This window comes from Serratia sp. P2ACOL2 (assembly GCF_003691565.1).
Classification (GTDB): Bacteria; Pseudomonadota; Gammaproteobacteria; order Enterobacterales; family Enterobacteriaceae; genus Serratia; species Serratia liquefaciens.
On the sequence record NZ_CP033162.1, the window covers coordinates 1,484,995 to 1,505,165 of the forward strand.

Below are 20,171 nucleotides of genomic sequence, written 5' to 3' on the forward strand. Positions count from 1 at the left end.
TTACTCCATCATCTTCTCAATTGGCAACACCAGAATCGAACTGGCACCGAGCGCTTTCAGCTTTTCCATGGTTTCCCAGAACAGGGTTTCACTGCTGACCATGTGCATTGCCACGCGATTTTGCGCACCGGCCAGTGGCAGAATGGTTGGGCGTTCCGCGCCCGGCAGCAGCGCAACGATTTCGTCGAGGCGCTCGCTCGGCGCGTGCAGCATGATGTACTTGGATTCGCGTGCCTGGATCACGCCCTGAATACGGGTCATCAGGCGGTCGATCAATTGCTGTTTGGCTTCCGGCATTTCGCCGTCACGTTGGATCAGGCAGGCTTTCGAGCGGTAAATCACTTCCACTTCGCGCAGGCCGTTGGCTTCCAGCGTGGCTCCGGTGGAGACCAGGTCACAGATGGCGTCAGCCAGACCGGCACGCGGTGCCACTTCCACCGAACCGTTCAACAGGCAGGATTTGAAGCGCACACCTTGTTTATCGAGGTATTGTTTCAGCAGGTGCGGATAAGAGGTGGCGATGCGGGCGTCTTGCAGGCTTTGCGGGCCGGTGTATTCCGTGTCGAGCGAGGTAGCCAGCGACAGACGGCAACCGCCGAAGTCCAGGCGACGCAGGGTGAAGTAACGGGGATCTTCGCCCTGAGCGCGGCGGGTGAGCAGCTCTTCTTCCAGCACGTTCTCACCGATAATCCCCAGATCGACCACGCCGTCCATCACCAGCCCTGGGATATCGTCATCACGGACGCGCAGGATATCAATCGGCATATTCTCCGCGAAGGCAATCAGGCGCTGTTGCTGCAGGTTGATTTTAATGCCGCAGCGCGCCAGTAACTCCTGGGATTCATCACTCAGGCGGCCCGATTTCTGCATTGCTATCCGTAAACGTGTTTTGTCCAGCATGGTAACCTCTGTTTAATCTGTAATTTTATACCCGTCATACTTCAAGTGGCTTGGGTGTTGGCTGCCTTCATTCACCCCAGTCACTTACTTGAGTAAGCTCCTGGGGATTCACTCAGTTGCCGCCTACAAGCAACTCGAATTATTTGGGGTATTTGAATTTATTTTAAAAATTATTTTTTCTGTCTGTCCGGAGCCAAAAAAAAACCCTCGGAAGAAATCTTCCGAGGGCTCTCTCTTGCATTCTGCGCGCCACTGGAAGATTAAAAAACCGTCTTCCAGCACACATCGCCTGAAAGACTAGTCAGGATGATGGTGATGATGGTGGCTGAACTGAATGCGTGTCATGGTGTTTTCTCTGTATAAAGTCGCTACAAACTCAATTGCTAATTAACCTAAACTATCCGCCGTCTGTCACGCAACCCTTTTTTACGGTCATAAATTTAATTTATTGAAACAGGTTGAGTTATTAGCTGGACGCGACTTTACCTAAGCTTAAACTGGGTGGATTGTATCACTTCACGCAGTGGCGTAGCCTTAATGGGTAAAGCGCTGCGATCTTCAGGAGAGGAAGGTGATGAAAAAGGTAGCCATTATTGGTCTGGGCTGGCTGGGCATGCCGTTGGCCCTGTCGCTGATGAGCCGCGGGTTTGACGTCGTTGGCAGTAAAACGACGCCGGATGGCGTTGAGGCCGCGCGGATGAGCGGCATTGAATGTTATCAGTTGGAAATGACGCCGGAGCTGATTTGCGAACCCGAGGATCTGGAGTCTTTGCTGCGCGTCGATGCGCTGGTGGTGACATTACCTGCGCGCCGCACTGTCGAGGGCAGCGAGAACTACTTCAATGCGGTACGCATGCTGGTGGACAGCGCGATGGCTTTTGGCGTACCGCGTATTCTGTTTACCAGTTCGACTTCGGTATACGGTGAAACTACCGGCACGGTACGCGAGGATTCGCCGCTGCAGCCGGTTTCGCCTTCGGGGCGAGTGCTGGTGGAACTGGAGCGTTGGCTGCATGAACTGCCAAACACGTCGGTGGATATCTTGCGGTTGGCGGGACTGGTGGGTGTGGATCGTCACCCCGGTCGTTTCCTGGCCGGCAAAGTCGACGTCAAAGGCGGTTCGCAAGGGGTGAATCTGGTGCATCAGGACGATGTGATCGCCGCGATTCAACTGTTGCTGAAACTGCCGAAAGGCGGTCACGTTTATAACCTTTGCGCCCCGGCCCATCCCACCAAGCGTGAATTTTACCCGGCGCTGGCCGAACAGCTGCATCTGGCCCCGCCGCAGTTCGCCATTGAGGCAGAGCAGGGTGGGCGCCTGGTGGACGGTAGCCGCATCTGCAATGAGCTGGGGTTCGAATATCAGTATCCGGATCCGGCGCGCATGCCGGTCAATTAATATCAGTATCTGACCCCGCGCCTGCGGGGTTTTTTGTCTGTGGCGCTCGCGCCAATCCGCTCAAATCCTCTATCAGCGCCAACAAAGCCTCCTTTGGCGCTCCGGGCCGGGTCACCAGGCTCAGGGTTGCCTGGTAGGAGAGCGCCTGCCCGCCTAACTGCCGCAGTGCTCCCTGTTCAACCCAGCGCGCGGCATAATGGGTCGGCAGGTACCCGAGATATTCGCCGCTGAGCACCAGATGGGCGACCCCCTCCATATGGTGGGCGACGGCACCAAGGTTTAACGGCGCCAACGGGCAGAGCTGCTGTGCCAACAGATAACCGCGCTTGACCCAACGCGCATTCTCAATTTGTTCGCGACCCGGTTGCTCTGCGGTAAACAGCGGATGATCGCTGCTGCAGTAGACCGCCTGCGTTTCGCTTATCCAGGGTTGATACTGCAATGCTTCCAACTGCTGGCCGAAATAACCGATGCCCAAATCGAGCTGCTGATTCAGCAGCCCCTGTTCAATTTCGCCGGGGGCGCAAATTCGGCACTGCAACTGCACGTCCTGATGGCGGCGTTGAAACTGTTTGATAGCACGGCTGAAGGGGTTGCCCGGCAGCGACACCAGATTATCCACCAGCCCGATTTGCAGATCGCCGGTCAGCAGACCGTTCAGCGACTGGCTGACCCGGGTGAAGTCGCGTGCGGCGTTAAACAGCGTGCGGCAGGCGATCAATATGCGCTCCCCTTTGGGCGTCAGCATAAAGCCGGATCGCCCTCGCTGGCACAGACGAAACCCCAGCCGGGTTTCCAGCGTCGCAAGATGGGTGCTGATAGTCGACTGATTCATCAACAGCGGCTCCTGGGCGGCGCTGACGCCATGGGCTTCTGCGACGGCGACGAACACCCGCAGCAGCCGCAGATCGATGTCGCTTAGATTTGTGAGCATCTTTTCCTCCGCAAAACTTTCCTTGTTAACCGATTGGTAACATCCATGGCGTCACCCTGATGGGCCAAAATCACTCTTTTTATGTCACAGATTACAAATAAAACCAATAGTTCAAAGCGTTACAAAACATCGGTGTTTTCAATGCTTACATCACAAAGATGGAATGGTAGCCCTGTCGGCCATCGGGGTAGCCTGTATTTGTTATCTAAATGTTGAAATTAAATCATGCCAGAACGAGGAAAACACATGCTTAATCAACCCCAAAGTGGCAACGACATGCCGCGGTTTGCCGGTATCCCTACCATGATGCGCCTGCCCGTTGCCGAAAATGCGCGCGGTCTGGATGCGGCCTTCGTTGGCATTCCTCTTGATATTGGCACTTCAAACCGCAGCGGCACGCGCTATGGGCCTCGGCAGATCCGTCAGGAGTCGGTGATGATCCGCCCGTACAACATGGGTAGCGGCGCTGCCCCTTTCGAACGGTTGCAGGTTGCCGATCTGGGGGATGTCGCCATCAATCCCTACAGTCTGGCGGACAGCGTTCGGCGTATCGAACTGGCCTATAGCGACATTCTGGCCCATGGCTGCATCCCGCTGACGCTGGGAGGCGATCACACGCTGACGTTGCCGATCCTGCGTGCCGCCGCCGGCCGTCATGGCCCGGTCGGTTTAATTCACGTGGATGCGCATTCAGACACCAATGAGGAGATGTTTGGCGAGCAACTGGCGCACGGCACCACTTTCCGTCGCGCTTTTGAAGAGGGGCTGTTGGCACCGCAACGGGTTGTGCAGATAGGGCTGCGGGGCAGCGGCTATGAAGCTGCCGATTTCGACTGGTCGCGCCGGCAGGGGTTTCGCGTGGTGCAGGCGGAAGAGTGTTGGTATCGCTCTTTAGCGCCGCTGATGTCTGAAGTGCGCGAGCAGATGGGCAGTGGGCCGGTTTATCTCAGCTTTGATATCGATGGGCTGGATCCGGCGTTTGCTCCGGGTACCGGCACGCCGGAAGTTGGCGGGCTGTCGGTGTGGCAGGGCCTGGAAATTGTCCGAGGATGCCGGGGGCTGAATCTGATCGGCGCCGACGTGGTGGAGGTCTCACCGCCTTACGATCGTTCCGGTAATACCGCGCTGCTGGCGGCCAACCTGCTGTTTGAAATGTTATGCGTGCTGCCTGGGCGATAAGACGTCGCCATACCTGACCGGCGGAGCCGTTGCGCCTGGATCCAATAACAATAATAAACATGCGGAGTGACTCATGAATCTCGATCTGCTGGTAGTAGTGTTTTACTTTTTGGTGATAGGAGCGGTGGGTTGGTTAGGCGTTCGCCGGGCGACGACCAAAGAGGATTATCTGGTTGCCGGACGTAATCTGGGGCCCTGTTTGTATCTGGGCACCCTGTCTGCGGTGGTGCTGGGCGGTGCGTCAACCATCGGCAGCGTCAAACTGGGTTATACCTACGGCATCTCTGGCGTGTGGCTGTGCGGTGCGCTGGGGGCGGGCATCGTGGTGCTGAGCATGGTGTTGGCAAAGCCGTTGCTTAAGCTAAAGCTCTACACCGTCAGCCAGGTGCTGTCGCGTCGTTATCACCCAGCGGCCAGAGTCACCAGCGGCGCTATTATGTTGGCCTACGATCTGATGGTGGCGGTGACGTCGATCATTGCCATCGGCAGCGTGATGCAGGTGATGTTTGATCTGTCGTTTATCACGTCGATTTTGCTCGGTGGCGGTTTGGTGGTGCTGTATTCAACGTTGGGCGGCATGTGGTCACTGACGCTGACCGACATTATCCAGTTTATCATCATGACCGTTGGCATGATGTTGGTGCTGATGCCGATGAGCATCGTCAAAGCCGGGGGTTGGACGGCGTTCAGTAGCCAACTGCCGGATAGCTACTACCGGCTATCATCCATCGGGCTGGATACTATCGCGGTGTTCTTCCTGATCTACTTCTTCGGCATTTTGATTGGTCAGGATATCTGGCAGCGGGTATTTACCGCCCGCAGCAACACTATTGCTCGTTATGCCGGGTTAGGGGCCGGCGTGTATTGCGTGCTGTATGGCGTAGCCGGTGCGTTGATCGGCATGGCCGGCAAGCTGGTGCTGCCGCAGTTGGCTAATACCGACGGGGCTTTTGCCGCCATTGCGCAGGCGGTACTGCCGCCGGGCGTCAGCGGATTGGTGGCCGCCGCCGCACTGGCTGCGCTGATGTCGACCGCCAGCGCCTGCCTGCTGGCGTCATCGACCATCGCGCTGGAGGACGTATTGCCGGCGATTCGCAAGCGTCCCTCGGGCGGACTGACCGCCGGGCGATTTACTACGCTGATCATGGGCTGCATCATGCTGGGGTTGGCGTTTGTGGTGCGGGATGTGATGGCGGCGCTGACGCTGGCTTATAACCTGCTGGTGGGCGGCATGCTGATCCCGCTGATTGGCGCGATTTTCTGGCAGCGGGCCACCAGCACCGGCGCTATCGCCAGCATGCTGACCGGCAGCCTGAGCGTTTTGGGGCTGATGTATTATCAGGGTATTGAAGCCAACAGCCCCATCTACGGCGGCTTGCTGGCAGGCGGCGCGGCCTTCGTGATGGGCAGCTTACTGACCCGACCAAGCCCACAGCCGCAGGTACAGCCCGAGTAACCGGTAATCAGGGGCTGCCATGCGCAGCCCCATCCTCGTTTAAAGCCAGCCGGAGCGCTTCAGCTTCTGGTAGAGGAAGAAGCAGCCGACGACGGTGACCCCCAGCGTGGCGTGGTAGGCCCAGGGGAACTTCAGCTCTGGCATGTCGGCGAAGTTCATGCCGTACAGGCTGAAAATCACCGTAGGGATCGCCAGGATCGCCCCCCAACCGGCCAGGCGTTTCACCACTTCGTTCTGTTTTACGGTGACCAGCGCCAGATTGACGTGCATCGCGTTGGTCAGCATTTCGCGCATATCGTCGATATTGCTGACCACCTGATGCGCATGGTCTTGCACGTCGCGTACGTAGGCGCGCAGCTCTTTCGGGATCACTTCTTCATGCAGGCGGATCAACTGATTGCAGATTTCGTCCATCGGCATCGCGGCATTGCGCAGCGCCAGCAGGTGCCGCCGCAGGGTGTAGACGTTCTCGATGGCGGCCTGATCAAATTCCGATTTGAACATGTTGGCTTCAATGCCTTCAATGGTCGCCTCGAACTTCGCCACCACGCTACGGTAGTTATCTACTACAAAGTCCAACACCGAATACAAGGCAAAGCCCGGGCCGCGGCACATTTGCTTATGGTTCTCTTCGGCCTTGGCGCGGATTGGGGCGTAGCTCGGTGATTCGCCGTGGCGTACCGTGATCAGGAAGTTCTTGCCCACGAAGAAGTGTGTTTCGCCGTACTCAATTTCGTCATTGCCCCATTGCGCGGTTTTGACCACGATAAACAGCGAGTCACCGTAAGCTTCAAGCTTCGGTCGCTGGTGGGCGCACAGCGCATCTTCAATCGCCAGATCGTGCAGCCCGAACTCCTCCTGCACTTTGCGCATAAAGGCGTCTTCCGGCTGCCACAGCCCGAGCCAGACGAAGGTATCCGGCTGTTTGACCACCTCGCTGATATCATCAATGGTCACTTCGCCCAGCCGTTCACCGGCCTTGTATGCCACGCAATTCACAACCATGGTTGCGGTTTCCATCAGGTCACCTGCTATTCAATTAGGGTTTTGGTGAGAAAGTAACATTCATGTTCCACCGGGTAATTCTGCAGCGTCATCTGCAGTTGATAACCGAGTTTTTCGTAGAACGGCCGCGCCTGAAAACTAAAGGTATCCAAACGAACATAGCGGCAGCCGCGTGCTTTCGCCTCCCGTTCCGCCGCCAGCAATACTTTACGCCCCAGGCCGCTGCCGCGTTGCGAGTCCGCTACCCATAGCCATTCAACGCTCAGCCAGTTGCCCCAGGTCTCGCCGGTCAGGCCGGCGACCACCTGGCCGGCGGTGTCCCGGGTGTAAATGCCAAGCGGCTTACGCAAGCTGGGATCCACATAGGGGCTGTTGTGGGCTCTAAGCCCCTGACGAATAACGTCGAGGGTGTCTTCATTGAGCGTCTCGGTTACGGTGATGTTCATCTTTCCTCCTTGGTGAACCCTTAACTTAAGCACAGTCTGACTAAAAGGCAACACGTTGAAATTTAAAACAAACGTCAAAATCAGCCTGCTGGACTACACTGAGTAGGTTGTTTTTTGTCCAGGAGGACGCTATGCACCGATTGACTATGATAGCCGCTTTGCTGTTGTTCAGCGGCTTGCTGCACGCCGCGCCGACGGTAACGCAATTGCAGGACAAGTTGGAACACCCGTGGTCGCTGGCATTTCTGCCCGGCGAACAGGGAATGTTAATCACCGAACGGCCGGGGCGTTTACGGCTGTGGCAGCCGGGCCAGGGGCTTTCGGCCCCTATCGCCGGTGTGCCGCAGGTATATGCCGAAGGCCAGGGCGGTTTGCTGGAAGTGTTGCTGGCGCCCGATTTTTCCACCAGCCGACGAGTTTACCTCAGCTTCGCCGAAGCGGGCGATGAGGGTAAAGCGGGGACGGCGGTAGGCTACGGGCAACTTAGCACCGACAACCGACGGCTGGAGAATTTCAAGGTGATTTTCCGCCAGCAACCCAAGCTGTCGGTCGGCAATCATTTTGGGGGCAAGCTGGCGTTTGATCGTCAGGGGAATCTGTTTATCGCGCTCGGGGAGAATAATCAGCGGCCGACGGCGCAGGATCTGGACAAGTTACAGGGCAAAATGGTGCGCTTAACCGCCGACGGCGCGGTACCGCCGGATAATCCTTTTGTCGGCCAGGCCGGCAAGCGGCCGGAAATTTGGTCATACGGTCACCGCAATCCTCAGGGGCTGGCGTTGAATCCGTGGAGCGGGGTGATGTGGGAGAACGAACACGGTCCACGCGGTGGCGATGAGGTCAATATTCCGCAGGCAGGGAAAAACTACGGCTGGCCGATAGCCACCTATGGCATCAATTACTCCGGGCTGGCGATCCCGGAGGCGAAAGGGCAGAAGGTCGCGGGCACCGAACAACCCCTGCATTATTGGCCGGTGTCGCCGGGTATCAGCGGCATGGCATTCTATGATTCGCCGCGTTTCCCTGCCTGGAAGCATTCGCTGTTTATTGGTGCGCTGGCCCAGGAAGCGCTGATCCGCCTGACGCTGCAGGGAGACAACGTGGTTTCTGAAGAAAGGCTGCTGGAGGATCGCGGTGAACGCATTCGCGAAGTGCGGCTCGGGCCTGACGGTTATCTTTACCTGTTAACCGATGCAAGCAACGGCAAGCTGCTGCGGGTAGGGCTCCAGGAGAGAATTGCGCCCCAGCGGATGCGGGGCGCAGGAAACTCAGGTTAACTCACTCATCACACCGCGCTGATAGGCTGGCCGCTCGGTCAGTTGCTTATACCAGCGCTCCATGTTCGGGCGAGCTTGGCGCTTGATCGGCATGGAGAACCAGGCGTAGGCGAAACTGCCCAGCGGGATATCGCCGATGCCGAAGTCTTCACCGGACAGGTAAGGCTGATGACCCAGGGTGTCTTCCACAATGTCGAAATGCTTTTCCAGTGTGGCAATCGCCGCTTCGATCTTCGCCATGTCACGCAGTTCCGGCTTGGTACGCACCAAACCCCAGAACACCACGCTAAAGTGACTGACAATGGTGGCCGTGGTCCAGTCCATCCATTTTTCGGCACTGGCACGCGCCTGCAGATCCTGCGGGTAGAAAGGTTCGCTACCAAACTTCGCGGCCAGATAGCGCACTATGGTGTTGGACTCCCACAGCACAAAGTCACCGTCTTGCAGCAGCGGTACTAAACCATTCGGGTTCAATGAACGGTAGAGTTCGTCGTTCACCTTGCCGAAAGCGCCTCCGGCGTTGATATGGCTGTAACTCAGCTCCAACTCTGCGGCGCACCACAGCACTTTCCTGACGTTGTTCGAATTTTCACGACCCCAAATGGTCAGCATAGAACGCCTCTTTTACGTGGGTTAATCAACCTAACTAATTATTCCTACTCCACAATTCAGCGCTTGTCACACTGGAAGGCATTTTTTGCCGACGTGGGCGACACATTCAGCGCTCCCAGCGGCAGATCTCCCAACCATTCTCCAGCGCCAACGCGTTGAGCTCGCTGTCGGGGTTGATCACCGTGGCGCTGTCGACGTATTCCAGCATCGCCTTGTCGTTGAGGGAGTCGCTGTAGCCGTGGCTGTGCTCGAAGCTCAGTTCCGGATGTTCAGCCAACCACTTTTTCAGGCGGATAACCTTGCCCTGTTGGTAGGTCATGGTGCCGTAGGTGTTGCCGGTGAAGCGGCCGTCTTGCACTTCGACGCCGATGGCCAGCGCGCCGTCGGCGCCAAGCTGGGCGGCAATGGGGGCCACCAGGTGCTCGCCCGTGGCGGAAATGACCAGAATGCAATCACCACGCTCGCGGTGCCACAGCAGCCGCTCGCGGGCGGCAGGGTAGACTCGCGGCAGGATATCGCGGCGAATATAGCGCTGCACCCAGCCGGCCACCGTTTCGGTACTCAGGCCGGCCAGCGGCGCCAGCGTGGCCTGCATGTAGTCCTCCATGGACAGCTTGCCCTGATAATAGTGCTGCATCAGTTGCTGTTCCTGCTGTTCCAGTTCCGCCGGTGCAAACCCTTCAGTGACCAACCAACGCATCCACAGGCTGGCGCTGTCTTCATCAATCAGGGTTTCATCCAGGTCGAATAAGGCTAAATCCATCAGTATTTCTCCGGCAGGCAGGGAGGGGGAATGGGGCTGTTTATAGAATAGCGGATAGCGTTAGTCGCCAGCCAGTGGCGACAACGAAATTGCGCAGAGCATAAGTCGCATTGATGACAGTTTTGCGACGCTTTGTTGAAGGTTTGCATAACTTAGAACGCAACAATATTGGCTGACGCTTGAGCCGCAGTGGTAACTATAGGGGTAATACGCTGGCTATCCAGGAGTTGAAGATGCTGATAATTCGCCTTTATACCGGCCCGATTTTTGTCGGGGATGAAGAGGAACAGGATGATGACACCCCCACTGACGCTGAAGAAGCTGCCGCTGCTGGATCTTTCGCAGCTTGATGGCGACGCCGGGCAGCGGCAGGCGTTTCTTGACGGTTTGCGTATTGCGGCGCGTGACGTCGGCTTTTTCTATTTGCGTGGCCACGGCGTTGATAGTGCCCTGAATGCACAGCTGCAACGGTTGGCGAGGCAGTTTTTCGCCCTGCCGGAAGCCGACAAACTGGCGGTGCAGATGGTGCATTCGCCGCATTTTCGCGGCTATAACCGTGCGGCGGCTGAATTGACCCGCGGCCAGCCGGACTGGCGCGAACAGTTTGATATCGGTGCAGAGCGAGCGGCGCTGCCGTTGGCTGAATCAACCCCACGCTGGGCGCGTTTGCAAGGGCCGAACCAATGGCCGGAGGCATTGCCCGAACTGAAACCGCTGTTATTGCAATGGCAGCAGGCGATGACCGCCATGTCGCTGCGGCTGTTGCGCGCCTTTGCCCTGTCGCTTTCACTGCCGGAACAAGCATTTGATTCGCTCTACGGCGACAAACCCAATGAACATATCAAACTGATCCGTTATCCAGGGCGTGAAGCGACCGCGAGCGGGCAGGGGGTTGGCGCCCATAAAGACTCCGGTTTTCTCAGCTTTCTGCTGCAGGACCGGCAGAAAGGTCTGCAGGTTGAAGTGGATGAAGGGCGCTGGGTTGACGCCGAACCGCTTGAGGATACCTTTGTGGTCAACATTGGCGAATTGCTGGAGCTGGCAACCAACGGCTACCTGCGCGCCACGGTACATCGGGTGGAGACGCCGCCGGCGGGGAGCGATCGACTGTCGATTGCTTTCTTCCTCGGGGCGCGACTGGACGCGGTGGTGCCTGTGTATCAGCTGCCTGAATATCTGGCCGCGGAAGCCCATGGCCCAACCAGCGATCCGCATAATCCGCTGTTGCGCGACGTAGGCTTTAACTACCTGAAAGGACGCATCCGTTCCCATCCGGATGTGGCGCAGCGTTATTACCAGGATGTGGTTGCTTAAGGGAGGAGGCCGCATACCGCGCCCAACCGGGTGAGTCGGGTCGAACATGTTCGACCCGATTGTTTTGAATTACTCTGCCAGTGCCTGCTGCAGATCGGCGATCAAATCTTCCGCATCCTCAATCCCTACCGACAGGCGCAGCAATTGCGGCGTAATACCGGTTTTCATCCGCTGTTCCAGCGGGATAGAAGCGTGAGTCATGCTGAACGGCTGACTGATCAGGCTTTCCACGCCGCCGAGGCTCTCTGCCAGGGTAAACAGCTGTGAACGTTTGATCACCCGGCGCGCATAGGCATCATCGCCTTTCAGCCGTACGGAAATCATGCCGCCAAAGCTGCTCATCTGCCTGGCCGCCAACGCGTGCTGCGGGTGGCTCGGCAGACCAGGGTAGTAGACTTCTTCTACCTGAGGTTGGCCTTCCAGCCACTGGGCAATACGCAAGGCGCTATTGCTGTGACGCTCCATACGCAATGCCAGGGTGCGGATGCCGCGCAGCGTCAGGAAGCTGCTGAACGGATCGAGAATGCCGCCCACCGCGTTTTGCAGGAAGCCGAGCTGCTCGGCCAACTCTGGGTTATTCCCCACCGCAGCGACACCGGCGACCACGTCGGAATGGCCGTTGAGGTATTTGGTGGCGGAATGCACTACCACATCAAAGCCGAGATCCAGCGGACGCTGGATATAAGGCGAGGCAAAGGTGTTGTCCGCTACGCTGATCAAACCGTGTTTTTTAGCGATGGTGGCGATGGCGCTCAGATCAGCCAATTTCAGCAGTGGGTTGGTCGGCGTTTCAACCCAGATCATTTTGGTATCCGGTTCGATTGCCTGTTCCAGCCCGGCAAGGTCCGCCGGGGAAACATAGGTGACGCGCAGGCCTGCGGTACGGCTGCGGACCTTCTCCAGCAGGCGATAGGTGCCGCCGTACAGATCGTCGACCGCCACCAGATGGCTACCCTGATCGAGCAGCTCCAGCACCGTTGAACAGGCGGCCAGGCCAGAGGCAAAGGCATACCCACGGCTGCCGCCTTCCAGTTCGGCAATGGCGCTCTCCAATGCGGTGCGCGTTGGGTTGGCGCTGCGTGAATATTCATAACCGGTATGCTCCCCCGGCGCCGGTTGGGCGTAGGTGGAGGTCGCATAAATGGCCGGCATTACCGCACCGGTGGCATCTGGCGTGTAACCGGCATGAACCGTCAACGTATCAAACTTGGCCATACAATCATTCCTTATTAACGTAATTTTTGGCGCCAGGCGTTAAGCACGTCTGTGCGGGTAATCAAACCGAGGAAACGCTCACCGTCGAGGACGACCGCTACGTGGCCGTGATTGAAGGTGGCCAGTAAATCCTGATAGCTGGCTTCTTTTTGCAGCGTCTTGACCGAATGGGTCATGGCGCGGGCGGCCGGCAGACTGAAGTGGCTGGCGTCCGCCTGCACGGCATTGAGCAGATCCCACTCGTCGATCAGGCCGACAACCCGATCGCCTTCCAGCACCGGCAGCTGCGAGATGTCATACAGCCGCATGCGGGCATGAACGATAGCCAGCGTGTCTTCCGGTGCGACCGAAACGGCGGCCCCTTCGTCATGACGGTAGGCGATCAAATCGCGTAAATCCTGATGCTGCGGCTTGCTCAGCAGGCCTTGTTCCAGCATCCAGTGGTCGTTATACATTTTAGACAGGTATTTGTTGCCGCTGTCGCAGACGAAGGTGACCACGCGTTTCGGCTCTGTTTGTGCCTGGCAATAGCGCAGCGCTGCTGCCAACAGGGTGCCGGTGGATGAGCCTGCCAACACGCCTTCTTTGCGCAGCAGATCGCGCGCGGTGGTGAAGGCTTCGGCATCGCCGATACGATAGGCATTGCGCACCTGGTTAAAGTCGCTCAGCGGCGGAATGAAATCTTCGCCGATCCCTTCCACCAGCCAACTGCCGGCCTCGCCGATCTGGCCGTTATCAAGATAGTCCGCCAGGATCGAGCCAGCCGGATCCGCCAACACGAACTCGGTTTGTGGCGAGACTTCGGCAAAATAGTGGCTCAGGCCGCCGAGTGTGCCGCCGGAACCGACACCAACCACGATGGCATCGACCTGATGCTCCATCTGCTGCCACAGTTCCGGCGCGGTGGTACGGGTATGGGCCGCCGGGTTGGCCGGGTTGTTAAACTGATCGATATAAAACGCACCGGGGATTTCGTCGGCCAGCCGTTTGGCGTAATCCTGATAGTAAGCCGGGTGCCCCTTGCCCACGTCGGAGCGGGTCAGCACCACTTCTACTCCCAGGGCGCGCAGATGGAAAATCTTCTCGCGGCTCATCTTGTCCGGTACCACCAACAACAGCTTATACCCCTTCAGGGCCGCCACCAGCGCCAGGCCCAAGCCGGTGTTGCCGGCGGTGGCTTCAATGATGGTGCCGCCGGGCTGCAGGCTGCCGTCGCGTTCCGCTTGCTCGATCATCGACAGCGCTACGCGGTCTTTGATGGAGCCGCCGGGGTTTTGGTTCTCAAGCTTGACGAACAGGCGGCAGGGGCCGGTATCAAACTGAGTCAGTTCCAGCATCGGGGTGTTACCGATCATATCGATGACGGAATGCGGTATTGCCATGAGGATCTCCAGAATAATTCGGTTTAAAGCCGTTATCTGGATGATAGCGCTGTCAATAAGCCCATTAAAAAGAACAAATAACCACTCAATATGCTTTTTTGGAATATATTAATTCAATTTGGACGTATGGAGGCATGGATGTTCAGCGGTGCAGATGTTCAGCCGTATGGCCGTGGGCCGTTTAAAAAAACGACGCGCCGTCGGCTTTTCATCCAATTTACGCGTAACAGCGTACAGTTATGTAAAAATGCTGAAAATTCGCGCTAAACCCTGCAAAAATAAGATGAATCTAATAAACTCACAGCAAGGGCATTTTCGGTACGCCGCTCAACCCGTCATGGGGCCGCAGGGAGTTTGCGGTTGGAAAACGCGTATCGGGCCACTCTCGCTGGTTGGCTGAAAACGTGAATATGTTTGAAAGTTAACGCTATTTCAATGATTTGAATGGATACTCTGGCGACGTCATGATGAAAAAAAACTTTTCCACTACCCTGAAAAAATTAACCTTTAGCGTCAGCATCCTGTTGTTGGCTGCGCCTGTCGTACAGGCGGCGGAAGCGCCGGCTGCCCCGCAGGTCGATGCCAAAGCTTTTGTGCTGATGGATTACAACAGCGGCAAAATTCTGACGGAGGGCAATGCCGATACCCGGCTCGATCCCGCCAGCCTGACCAAGATCATGTCCAGCTACGTGATTGGCCAGGCGATCAAGGCCGGCAAGATCAAGCCGGAAGACATGGTCACCGTAGGTAAAGATGCCTGGGCAACCGGTAACCCGGCGTTGCGTGGCTCCTCGCTGATGTTTATCAAGCCGGGCGACCAGGTGCCGGTGATGGAGCTCAACAAAGGCATCGTCATTCAGTCGGGCAACGACGCCAGCATCGCGCTGGCTGATTATGTCGCGGGTAGCCAGGATTCGTTTGTCGGCCTGATGAACAACTACGCCAAATCGCTGGGCCTGCAGAACACCCATTTCCTGACGGTGCACGGTCTGGATGCGGAAGGACAGTACAGCACTGCGCGTGATATGGCGCTGCTGAGTCAGGCACTGATCCGCGACGTGCCGGATGAATATGCGCTGCATAAAGAAAAAGAGTTCACCTTCAACAAGATCCGCCAGGTTAACCGCAACCGTCTGTTGTGGAGCTCCAACCTGAACGTTGACGGCATTAAAACCGGCTACACCGGTGGCGCCGGTCATAACCTGGTGGCCTCGGCCACCGACGGCCCGATGCGTTTGATCTCGGTAGTGCTGGGCGCGCCGAGCGATCGCGTCCGCTTTAGCGAAAGTGAAAAGCTGCTGACCTGGGGCTTCCGCTTCTACGAAACCGCCACCCCTATCAAAACCGACAAGCCGTTTGTTACCCAGAAAGTGTGGTTTGGCGACGTTGGCGAGGTGCCGTTGGGCGTAGCGAAAGATGCGGCGGTTACTATCCCGAAAGGGCAGATGAAAAACCTGAAGGCCAGTTACAAGCTGAACCAGCCGACGCTGGAAGCGCCATTGGCAAAAAATCAGGTGGTTGGCACCATCGATTTCCAGCTTGACGGCAAAACCATCGAGCAATATCCGCTGGTGGCGATGCAAGAGGTGAAAGAAGGGAACTTCTTCAGTCGTATCTGGGATATGGTGATGATGAAACTGACCCAGTGGTTCGGCAGCGTGTTCGGCTAGTTATCACGAGGGTTCAAAGACCACGTTGTTATCAAACAGAGGGCGCATGATGGCGCCCTCTGCTTTTATCAGTTACAGGCGACCACCTTGATCGCCAGACCGCCCTGCGACGTCTCACGGTATTTGGCGTTCATGTCCTTGCCCGTCTCATACATGGTTTCAATCACCTTATCCAGGCACACCCGCGGCTCGCTGGTACGACGCAGCGCCATACGTGCTGCATTGACCGCTTTCACCGCGGAAATCGCGTTACGTTCGATACAGGGCACCTGAACCTGGCCAGCCAATGGATCGCAGGTCAGCCCCAGATGGTGCTCCATGGCGATCTCCGCCGCGATGCAAACCTGAGCTGGGCTGCCGCCCATCAATTCTGCCAGACCGGCCGCCGCCATGGAGCAGGCGACGCCCACTTCCCCCTGACAGCCCACTTCTGCACCCGAAATAGAGGCGTTCATCTTGTACAGCGCGCCAATGACGCCGGAGGTCAGGAAGTAACGGCTATAGGAATTAGGGTTCACCGGGCGAATAAACTGGTCGTAATAGGCCAGTACCGCCGGGATGATGCCGCAGGCACCGTTGGTTGGAGCGGTCACCACGCGGCCACCGGCGGCGTTTTCTTCATTCACGGCGAAGGCGAACATATTTATCCAATCAACTACGTTCATCGGATCGATGTTGTTCTTGTCGCCGGTCACCAGAATACGGCGCAGAGCAGCAGCGCGGCGCTGAACCTTCATTGGGCCGGGCAGCAGGCCTTCGGTATTCATGCCGCGTTCAATACCGGCACGCATCACTTGCCAGACTTCGGCGAAGTGCGCGTCGATCTCGGCCTTGCTGTGCAACGCCAGCTCGTTTTGCATCACCAGACCGGACAGCGAAAGGCCGGCGTCCTTGCAGTGCTGTTGTAAGTCACGCGCCGAATTGAACGGGAAGGGCACCTGAACCGGATTCGCCTCCGACAGGCCAAAATGTTCCTCATCGACGATAAAACCGCCGCCGGTAGAGTAATAGGTTTTGCCGTGCAGCAGACGTTCGTCGGCGAAGGCGCTGATGCGCATGCCGTTTTCATGCAGCGGCAGATTATTGCTGTGGAAGTTCATGCTGGTTTGCAGCGGAAAATCCACTTCGTGATGACCCTTGGCCATCAGCAGGCGACCGCGTTGCTCAACGTCACGGATAAAACCGGCGATACCGTCGATATCCACGTCGTGCGGCAGGTTACCCGCCAGGCCCATAATGATGGCGATATCGGTGTGGTGTCCTTTGCCGGTCAGAGACAGCGAACCGTAGACGTCCACCACGACGCGGGTGGTATCCATCAACTGCTGGCTGGCGATCAACTCATCGGCGAACAGCTTGCCGGCTTTCATCGGACCGACGGTGTGGGAGCTGGATGGGCCAATACCAATTTTAAAAATATCGAAAACGCTGACCATGGTTTCGCCTCCTTCTTCAGGTGTTAGGCGTTAATGCAGGAAAGGGGGCCGTGCAGAGAAGCCGGCGCACAGGGCGCCGGCCGGGCTGGATTAGAGGCTGTACAGGATTGCGGAGATGGCGATCAGGCCCATCACTACCACGAACACGTTACTGATGTGGCCGCTGTACTTGCGCATGGCAGGCACTTTACGGATAGCGTACATCGGCATCAGGAACAGCAGCATGGCGATGATTGGACCACCCAGGTTCTCGATCATGCCGAGGATGCTTGGGTTCAGGGTCGCAACAATCCAGGTAGTCACCAGCATGAAGATGGCGGTGATGCGGTTCAGCTTGTTGGTGCTGATGGTTTTACCGCGGCTCTTCATCGATTTGGCGATCAGACCGTTAAAACCTTCACGTGCGCCCAGGTAGTGGCCCAGGAACGATTTGGTGATGGCGATAAAGGCGATAACCGGCGCGATGTAGGCGATCATCGGGTTGTTAAAGTGGTTGGCCAGGTAGGACAGAATGGAGATGTTCTGTGCCTTGGCTTCAGCCAGGTTTTCCGGCGACAGGCTCAGCACGCAGCTGAACACGAAGAACATAACGGTCAACACCATCATGATGTGAGCGAAGCCCAGAATGCGAGAACATTTCTTCTCGGCTTCTTCCTGGCCGTATTCTTCACGTTTGGCTACCGCAAAGGCGGAGATGATCGGCGAATGGTTGAAGGAGAACACCATGACCGGGATCGCCAGCCACAGGGTGATGATCAGTCCGTGGCCCATACCGGTACCGGCGCCGGACAGGGAAACGTTGTCGAAGATGGCGGTGGACCAGTTAGGGATCAGGTACAGAGCCAGCAGCATCAGCACGCCAACAAACGGGAACACCAGGATGCTCATGGTCTTCACGATAGCTTGCTCACCGAAACGAACGATGGTCATCAGGCCCACGATCAGGATCAGCGACAGAATGGCGCGCGGTGGCGACGTCATGCCCAACTGGTGAGTAATGAAGCTGTCGACGGTGTTGGTGATCGCCACGCTGTAAACCAGCAGGATTGGGTAGATGGCGAAGAAGTAGAGCAGGGTGATCAGCTTACCGGCGCCGATACCAAAGTGTTCTTCAACTACTTCGGTGATGTCTTCACCGGCATTTTTACCGGAGAGCACGAAACGGCACAGGCCACGGTGGGCGAAGAAGGTCATCGGGAAAGCGATGATGGCCATGATGATCAGGGGAATCAAACCACCGATACCGGCGTTGATTGGCAGGAACAAAACGCCTGCGCCGATCGCGGTGCCGTACAGGCCCAACATCCACATGGTGTCGGTTTTACGCCAGGTACTGGTAGAGCCAGAAGCCGCAGAGGCAATGGTGCCGGTCTGTGTAGTGTCCATAAATATCTCCGAAGTGAACACGTTAATTTAAAATTAAAGGCAAAACTTAAGGTTAAAACCGAATGTCGCAAGAGCAGATGGCGGCATCGGTAAGAATCAGGTGTTGCTTGCGGGGATAATTGGCGTCCCCCTGGTTGTTTATTATGCTAATTACCGTTGGCCAGTGTGGCGGATAATTAATCAAATGATATTCCGCTCCCGAAGGGCCTCACATCGATACTGCTGCCGGAAGGTCATGGCCTGCCGATTTTCGTTGGCGGCAAGATAACGATTTACAGTAGAAACAACCGTGATCATGCTCTCAAATGCGTAATATGTGCGGTTAATTGCTTTTTTATTGGTTTTTCATGCATATGTTGCGCACTTGTGTAAGATTTCATGCTGAAAACGCTCTCATGGATGTTTCAGGATTTATCCGGTGTGGACGATCTGTAACCAGATAAAACGCTGCCGTTGTCAGCAAGCCGAGCAATATATTTTAAGCGTGGGTTTGGATCTAGCTAAAAACCCGGAATAAGCGGTTTTAGTGACGTAGATCACATTGTGATTTTAAGTGAATTAACTTTTAATTAATTGTTTTATCTGGTTTTATTTAAAATATCCCGCTAATAACGAAGGTAAACTACTTAACTGGATAGCGGATAAAAATGCTTAACCATTCATCATATAAATAAACCAAATTGGTTATATTTAAACCGGATTGGTTGCGTAATTGTTGATATTTATCTTGTAGATGTTATTGCGATTTATCATATAAAACCGCGTAGATACCGGGCATGAAAGTAATATTGTGTGGGATTTATCCGTGCTAAAGGAATAAGCAGGAAGAACTGTTGCAATTTATTAACCTGAGATTGGCTGTGGATAAAGAGATTTGCGCATCAATCGAAGATTATTTGTTCAATTTTTGCAGAGAAGAGAAGAGAAGAGAAGAGAAGAGAAGAGAAGAGAAGGGAGCCAGTAAAGGGCACCGTCGGCTGGAACCGACGGTAAAATTCAGCTTAAAAACGAATGGCGATCGCGTTTTCACTGAAAAAGTCCGCAAACTGCGGCTCGGGCTGACGATCGGTTATCACCCGGTCGAACTGCGTCAGCGGACCAATGCAGGCGGGCTTGGTTTTACCGAACTTGCTGTGATCGGCCACCAGGATTTTTTGCTGTGCCATGGCCATTGCCCGGTGCTTCATTTCCAGCTCGTCAAAATTAAAGCAGGTGGCGCCATGCTGCAGGCTCAGACCGGCGGCGGAGATAAAGGCGATATTCGGGCAGATATGATCCAGCTCGTTGTGCTGGCCGACGGCGGTGAAAATGTAGTTGTTCGGCTTGAATTCACCGCCGCACAGGATCACTTTGCAGTTCGGTTTGTCCTGGAGCGCCAGAAAGGTATTTAGCGAGTGGCATACTGCGGTGAACACCAGATCGTCGGCAATGGCATCGATGATCGCCGGGGTGGTAGTGCCGCAGTCGAAAAATACGGTGTCGTTTTCGTTGATCAACGCTGCGGCCAGCAGGCCGATACGACGCTTTTCCGTGACCTGTTTGGCCTTTTGATCGGAGACAAAATAGTTGGTGACGCCATTGCTGCGGGGATCGGCGACCACATAGCCACCCAACAGCACCACGGCGGCCGGTTCCGCGCTGAGATCGCGGCGGATGGTCATTTCTGAAACGCCCAACAGCACGGCGGCATCTTTTAAGTGGATCTTGTCAGAGCGCTTTAACGCCTGGACTAACCGATTGATTCGTTCTTCGCGCCGAGTTTCCATCTGTCTTCCCACAGGGTTAAGAGCCATTCTC

The 20,171-nt window shown here is 56.3% G+C and carries 18 protein-coding genes and 1 other annotated feature; of the genes, 6 read left to right on the forward strand and 12 right to left on the reverse strand.

What is annotated here, in order from left to right; all coding sequences use genetic code 11:
* The gene (hisG, locus tag EBA31_RS07065) at positions 1–900 is read right to left on the reverse strand and encodes an ATP phosphoribosyltransferase (RefSeq protein WP_041414374.1); all 900 of its coding nucleotides are present in this window, start codon (positions 898–900) and stop codon (positions 1–3) included.
* A 195-nt stretch (positions 901–1,095) separates the two neighbouring features.
* Positions 1,096–1,222, reverse strand: a sequence feature (His leader region).
* The gene (gene hisL, locus EBA31_RS07070) at positions 1,198–1,245 is read right to left on the reverse strand and encodes a his operon leader peptide (protein WP_101495319.1); all 48 of its coding nucleotides are present in this window, start codon (positions 1,243–1,245) and stop codon (positions 1,198–1,200) included. (Overlaps the previous feature by 25 nt.)
* A gap of 229 nt (positions 1,246–1,474) precedes the next feature.
* On the opposite strand from hisL, the gene EBA31_RS07075 reads away from it, so the two are divergent.
* On the forward strand, positions 1,475–2,299 hold the full coding sequence (locus tag EBA31_RS07075; protein WP_020826049.1) for an SDR family oxidoreductase: 825 nt from the start codon (positions 1,475–1,477) through the stop codon (positions 2,297–2,299).
* Here the strand turns inward: EBA31_RS07075 and EBA31_RS07080 are convergent.
* Positions 2,292–3,233, reverse strand: coding sequence for a LysR family transcriptional regulator (locus EBA31_RS07080; protein WP_020826050.1), 942 nt, complete (start codon positions 3,231–3,233; stop codon positions 2,292–2,294). The genes EBA31_RS07075 and EBA31_RS07080 overlap by 8 nt on opposite strands.
* A 246-nt stretch (positions 3,234–3,479) precedes the next feature.
* Here EBA31_RS07080 and speB point away from each other — a divergent pair, with 246 nt between their 5' ends.
* Together speB and EBA31_RS07090 are read left to right on the forward strand one after the other, a co-directional pair.
* On the forward strand, positions 3,480–4,412 hold the full coding sequence (gene speB, locus EBA31_RS07085; RefSeq protein ID WP_122077967.1) for an agmatinase: 933 nt from the start codon (positions 3,480–3,482) through the stop codon (positions 4,410–4,412).
* A gap of 73 nt (positions 4,413–4,485) precedes the next feature.
* On the forward strand, positions 4,486–5,868 hold the full coding sequence (locus EBA31_RS07090; RefSeq protein ID WP_115059337.1) for a sodium:solute symporter: 1,383 nt from the start codon (positions 4,486–4,488) through the stop codon (positions 5,866–5,868).
* A 39-nt stretch (positions 5,869–5,907) separates the two neighbouring features.
* Here EBA31_RS07090 and corA read toward each other — a convergent pair whose 3' ends face one another.
* Positions 5,908–6,888, reverse strand: coding sequence for a magnesium/cobalt transporter CorA (gene corA / locus EBA31_RS07095; RefSeq protein ID WP_122077970.1), 981 nt, complete (start codon positions 6,886–6,888; stop codon positions 5,908–5,910).
* 11 nt (positions 6,889–6,899) lie between these two features.
* Complete coding sequence (locus EBA31_RS07100; protein ID WP_122077973.1) at positions 6,900–7,319, reverse strand: N-acetyltransferase; 420 nt, start codon at positions 7,317–7,319, stop codon at positions 6,900–6,902.
* Positions 7,320–7,450: 131 nt separating this feature from the next.
* Between EBA31_RS07100 and EBA31_RS07105 the strand changes: the two genes are divergently transcribed.
* Positions 7,451–8,596, forward strand: a complete 1,146-nt coding sequence (locus tag EBA31_RS07105; protein WP_122077975.1) for a PQQ-dependent sugar dehydrogenase — start codon at positions 7,451–7,453, stop codon at positions 8,594–8,596.
* On the opposite strand, the gene EBA31_RS07110 is transcribed toward EBA31_RS07105, so the two are convergent.
* Together EBA31_RS07110 and EBA31_RS07115 are read right to left on the reverse strand one after the other, a co-directional pair.
* Positions 8,588–9,208, reverse strand: coding sequence for a glutathione S-transferase family protein (locus EBA31_RS07110; RefSeq protein WP_122077978.1), 621 nt, complete (start codon positions 9,206–9,208; stop codon positions 8,588–8,590). The two genes, EBA31_RS07105 and EBA31_RS07110, sit on opposite strands and share 9 nt — an antisense overlap.
* 106 nt (positions 9,209–9,314) lie before the next feature.
* Positions 9,315–9,971, reverse strand: a complete 657-nt coding sequence (locus EBA31_RS07115) for an HAD family phosphatase (protein WP_020826057.1) — start codon at positions 9,969–9,971, stop codon at positions 9,315–9,317.
* Positions 9,972–10,265: 294 nt separating this feature from the next.
* On the opposite strand from EBA31_RS07115, the gene EBA31_RS07120 reads away from it, so the two are divergent.
* Positions 10,266–11,285 (forward strand): isopenicillin N synthase family oxygenase, encoded by a 1,020-nt coding sequence (locus EBA31_RS07120; RefSeq protein WP_122077981.1) that lies wholly within the window; start codon positions 10,266–10,268, stop codon positions 11,283–11,285.
* A gap of 69 nt (positions 11,286–11,354) precedes the next feature.
* Here EBA31_RS07120 and EBA31_RS07125 read toward each other — a convergent pair whose 3' ends face one another.
* On the reverse strand, positions 11,355–12,500 hold the full coding sequence (locus EBA31_RS07125) for a PLP-dependent aspartate aminotransferase family protein (protein WP_046374031.1): 1,146 nt from the start codon (positions 12,498–12,500) through the stop codon (positions 11,355–11,357).
* Positions 12,501–12,514: 14 nt separating this feature from the next.
* Positions 12,515–13,882: a cystathionine beta-synthase gene (locus EBA31_RS07130; protein WP_122077983.1), complete on the reverse strand. Its 1,368-nt coding sequence runs from the start codon at positions 13,880–13,882 to the stop codon at positions 12,515–12,517.
* 464 nt (positions 13,883–14,346) lie between these two features.
* Between EBA31_RS07130 and EBA31_RS07135 the strand changes: the two genes are divergently transcribed.
* Positions 14,347–15,552, forward strand: a complete 1,206-nt coding sequence (locus EBA31_RS07135; protein ID WP_020826062.1) for a serine hydrolase — start codon at positions 14,347–14,349, stop codon at positions 15,550–15,552.
* A 68-nt stretch (positions 15,553–15,620) separates the two neighbouring features.
* Here EBA31_RS07135 and EBA31_RS07140 read toward each other — a convergent pair whose 3' ends face one another.
* The 3 genes from EBA31_RS07140 to deoR form a co-directional block, all read right to left on the reverse strand.
* Positions 15,621–16,988 carry an L-serine ammonia-lyase gene (locus tag EBA31_RS07140; RefSeq protein WP_122077986.1) on the reverse strand — a complete coding sequence of 456 codons (1,368 nt, stop codon included), beginning with the start codon at positions 16,986–16,988 and terminating at the stop codon, positions 15,621–15,623.
* 90 nt (positions 16,989–17,078) lie between these two features.
* Positions 17,079–18,374 carry an HAAAP family serine/threonine permease gene (locus tag EBA31_RS07145; RefSeq protein ID WP_020826064.1) on the reverse strand — a complete coding sequence of 432 codons (1,296 nt, stop codon included), beginning with the start codon at positions 18,372–18,374 and terminating at the stop codon, positions 17,079–17,081.
* A gap of 1,001 nt (positions 18,375–19,375) precedes the next feature.
* Positions 19,376–20,140: a DNA-binding transcriptional repressor DeoR gene (deoR, locus tag EBA31_RS07150; protein WP_122077989.1), complete on the reverse strand. Its 765-nt coding sequence runs from the start codon at positions 20,138–20,140 to the stop codon at positions 19,376–19,378.
* Between the last annotated feature and the right edge of the window lie 31 nt (positions 20,141–20,171).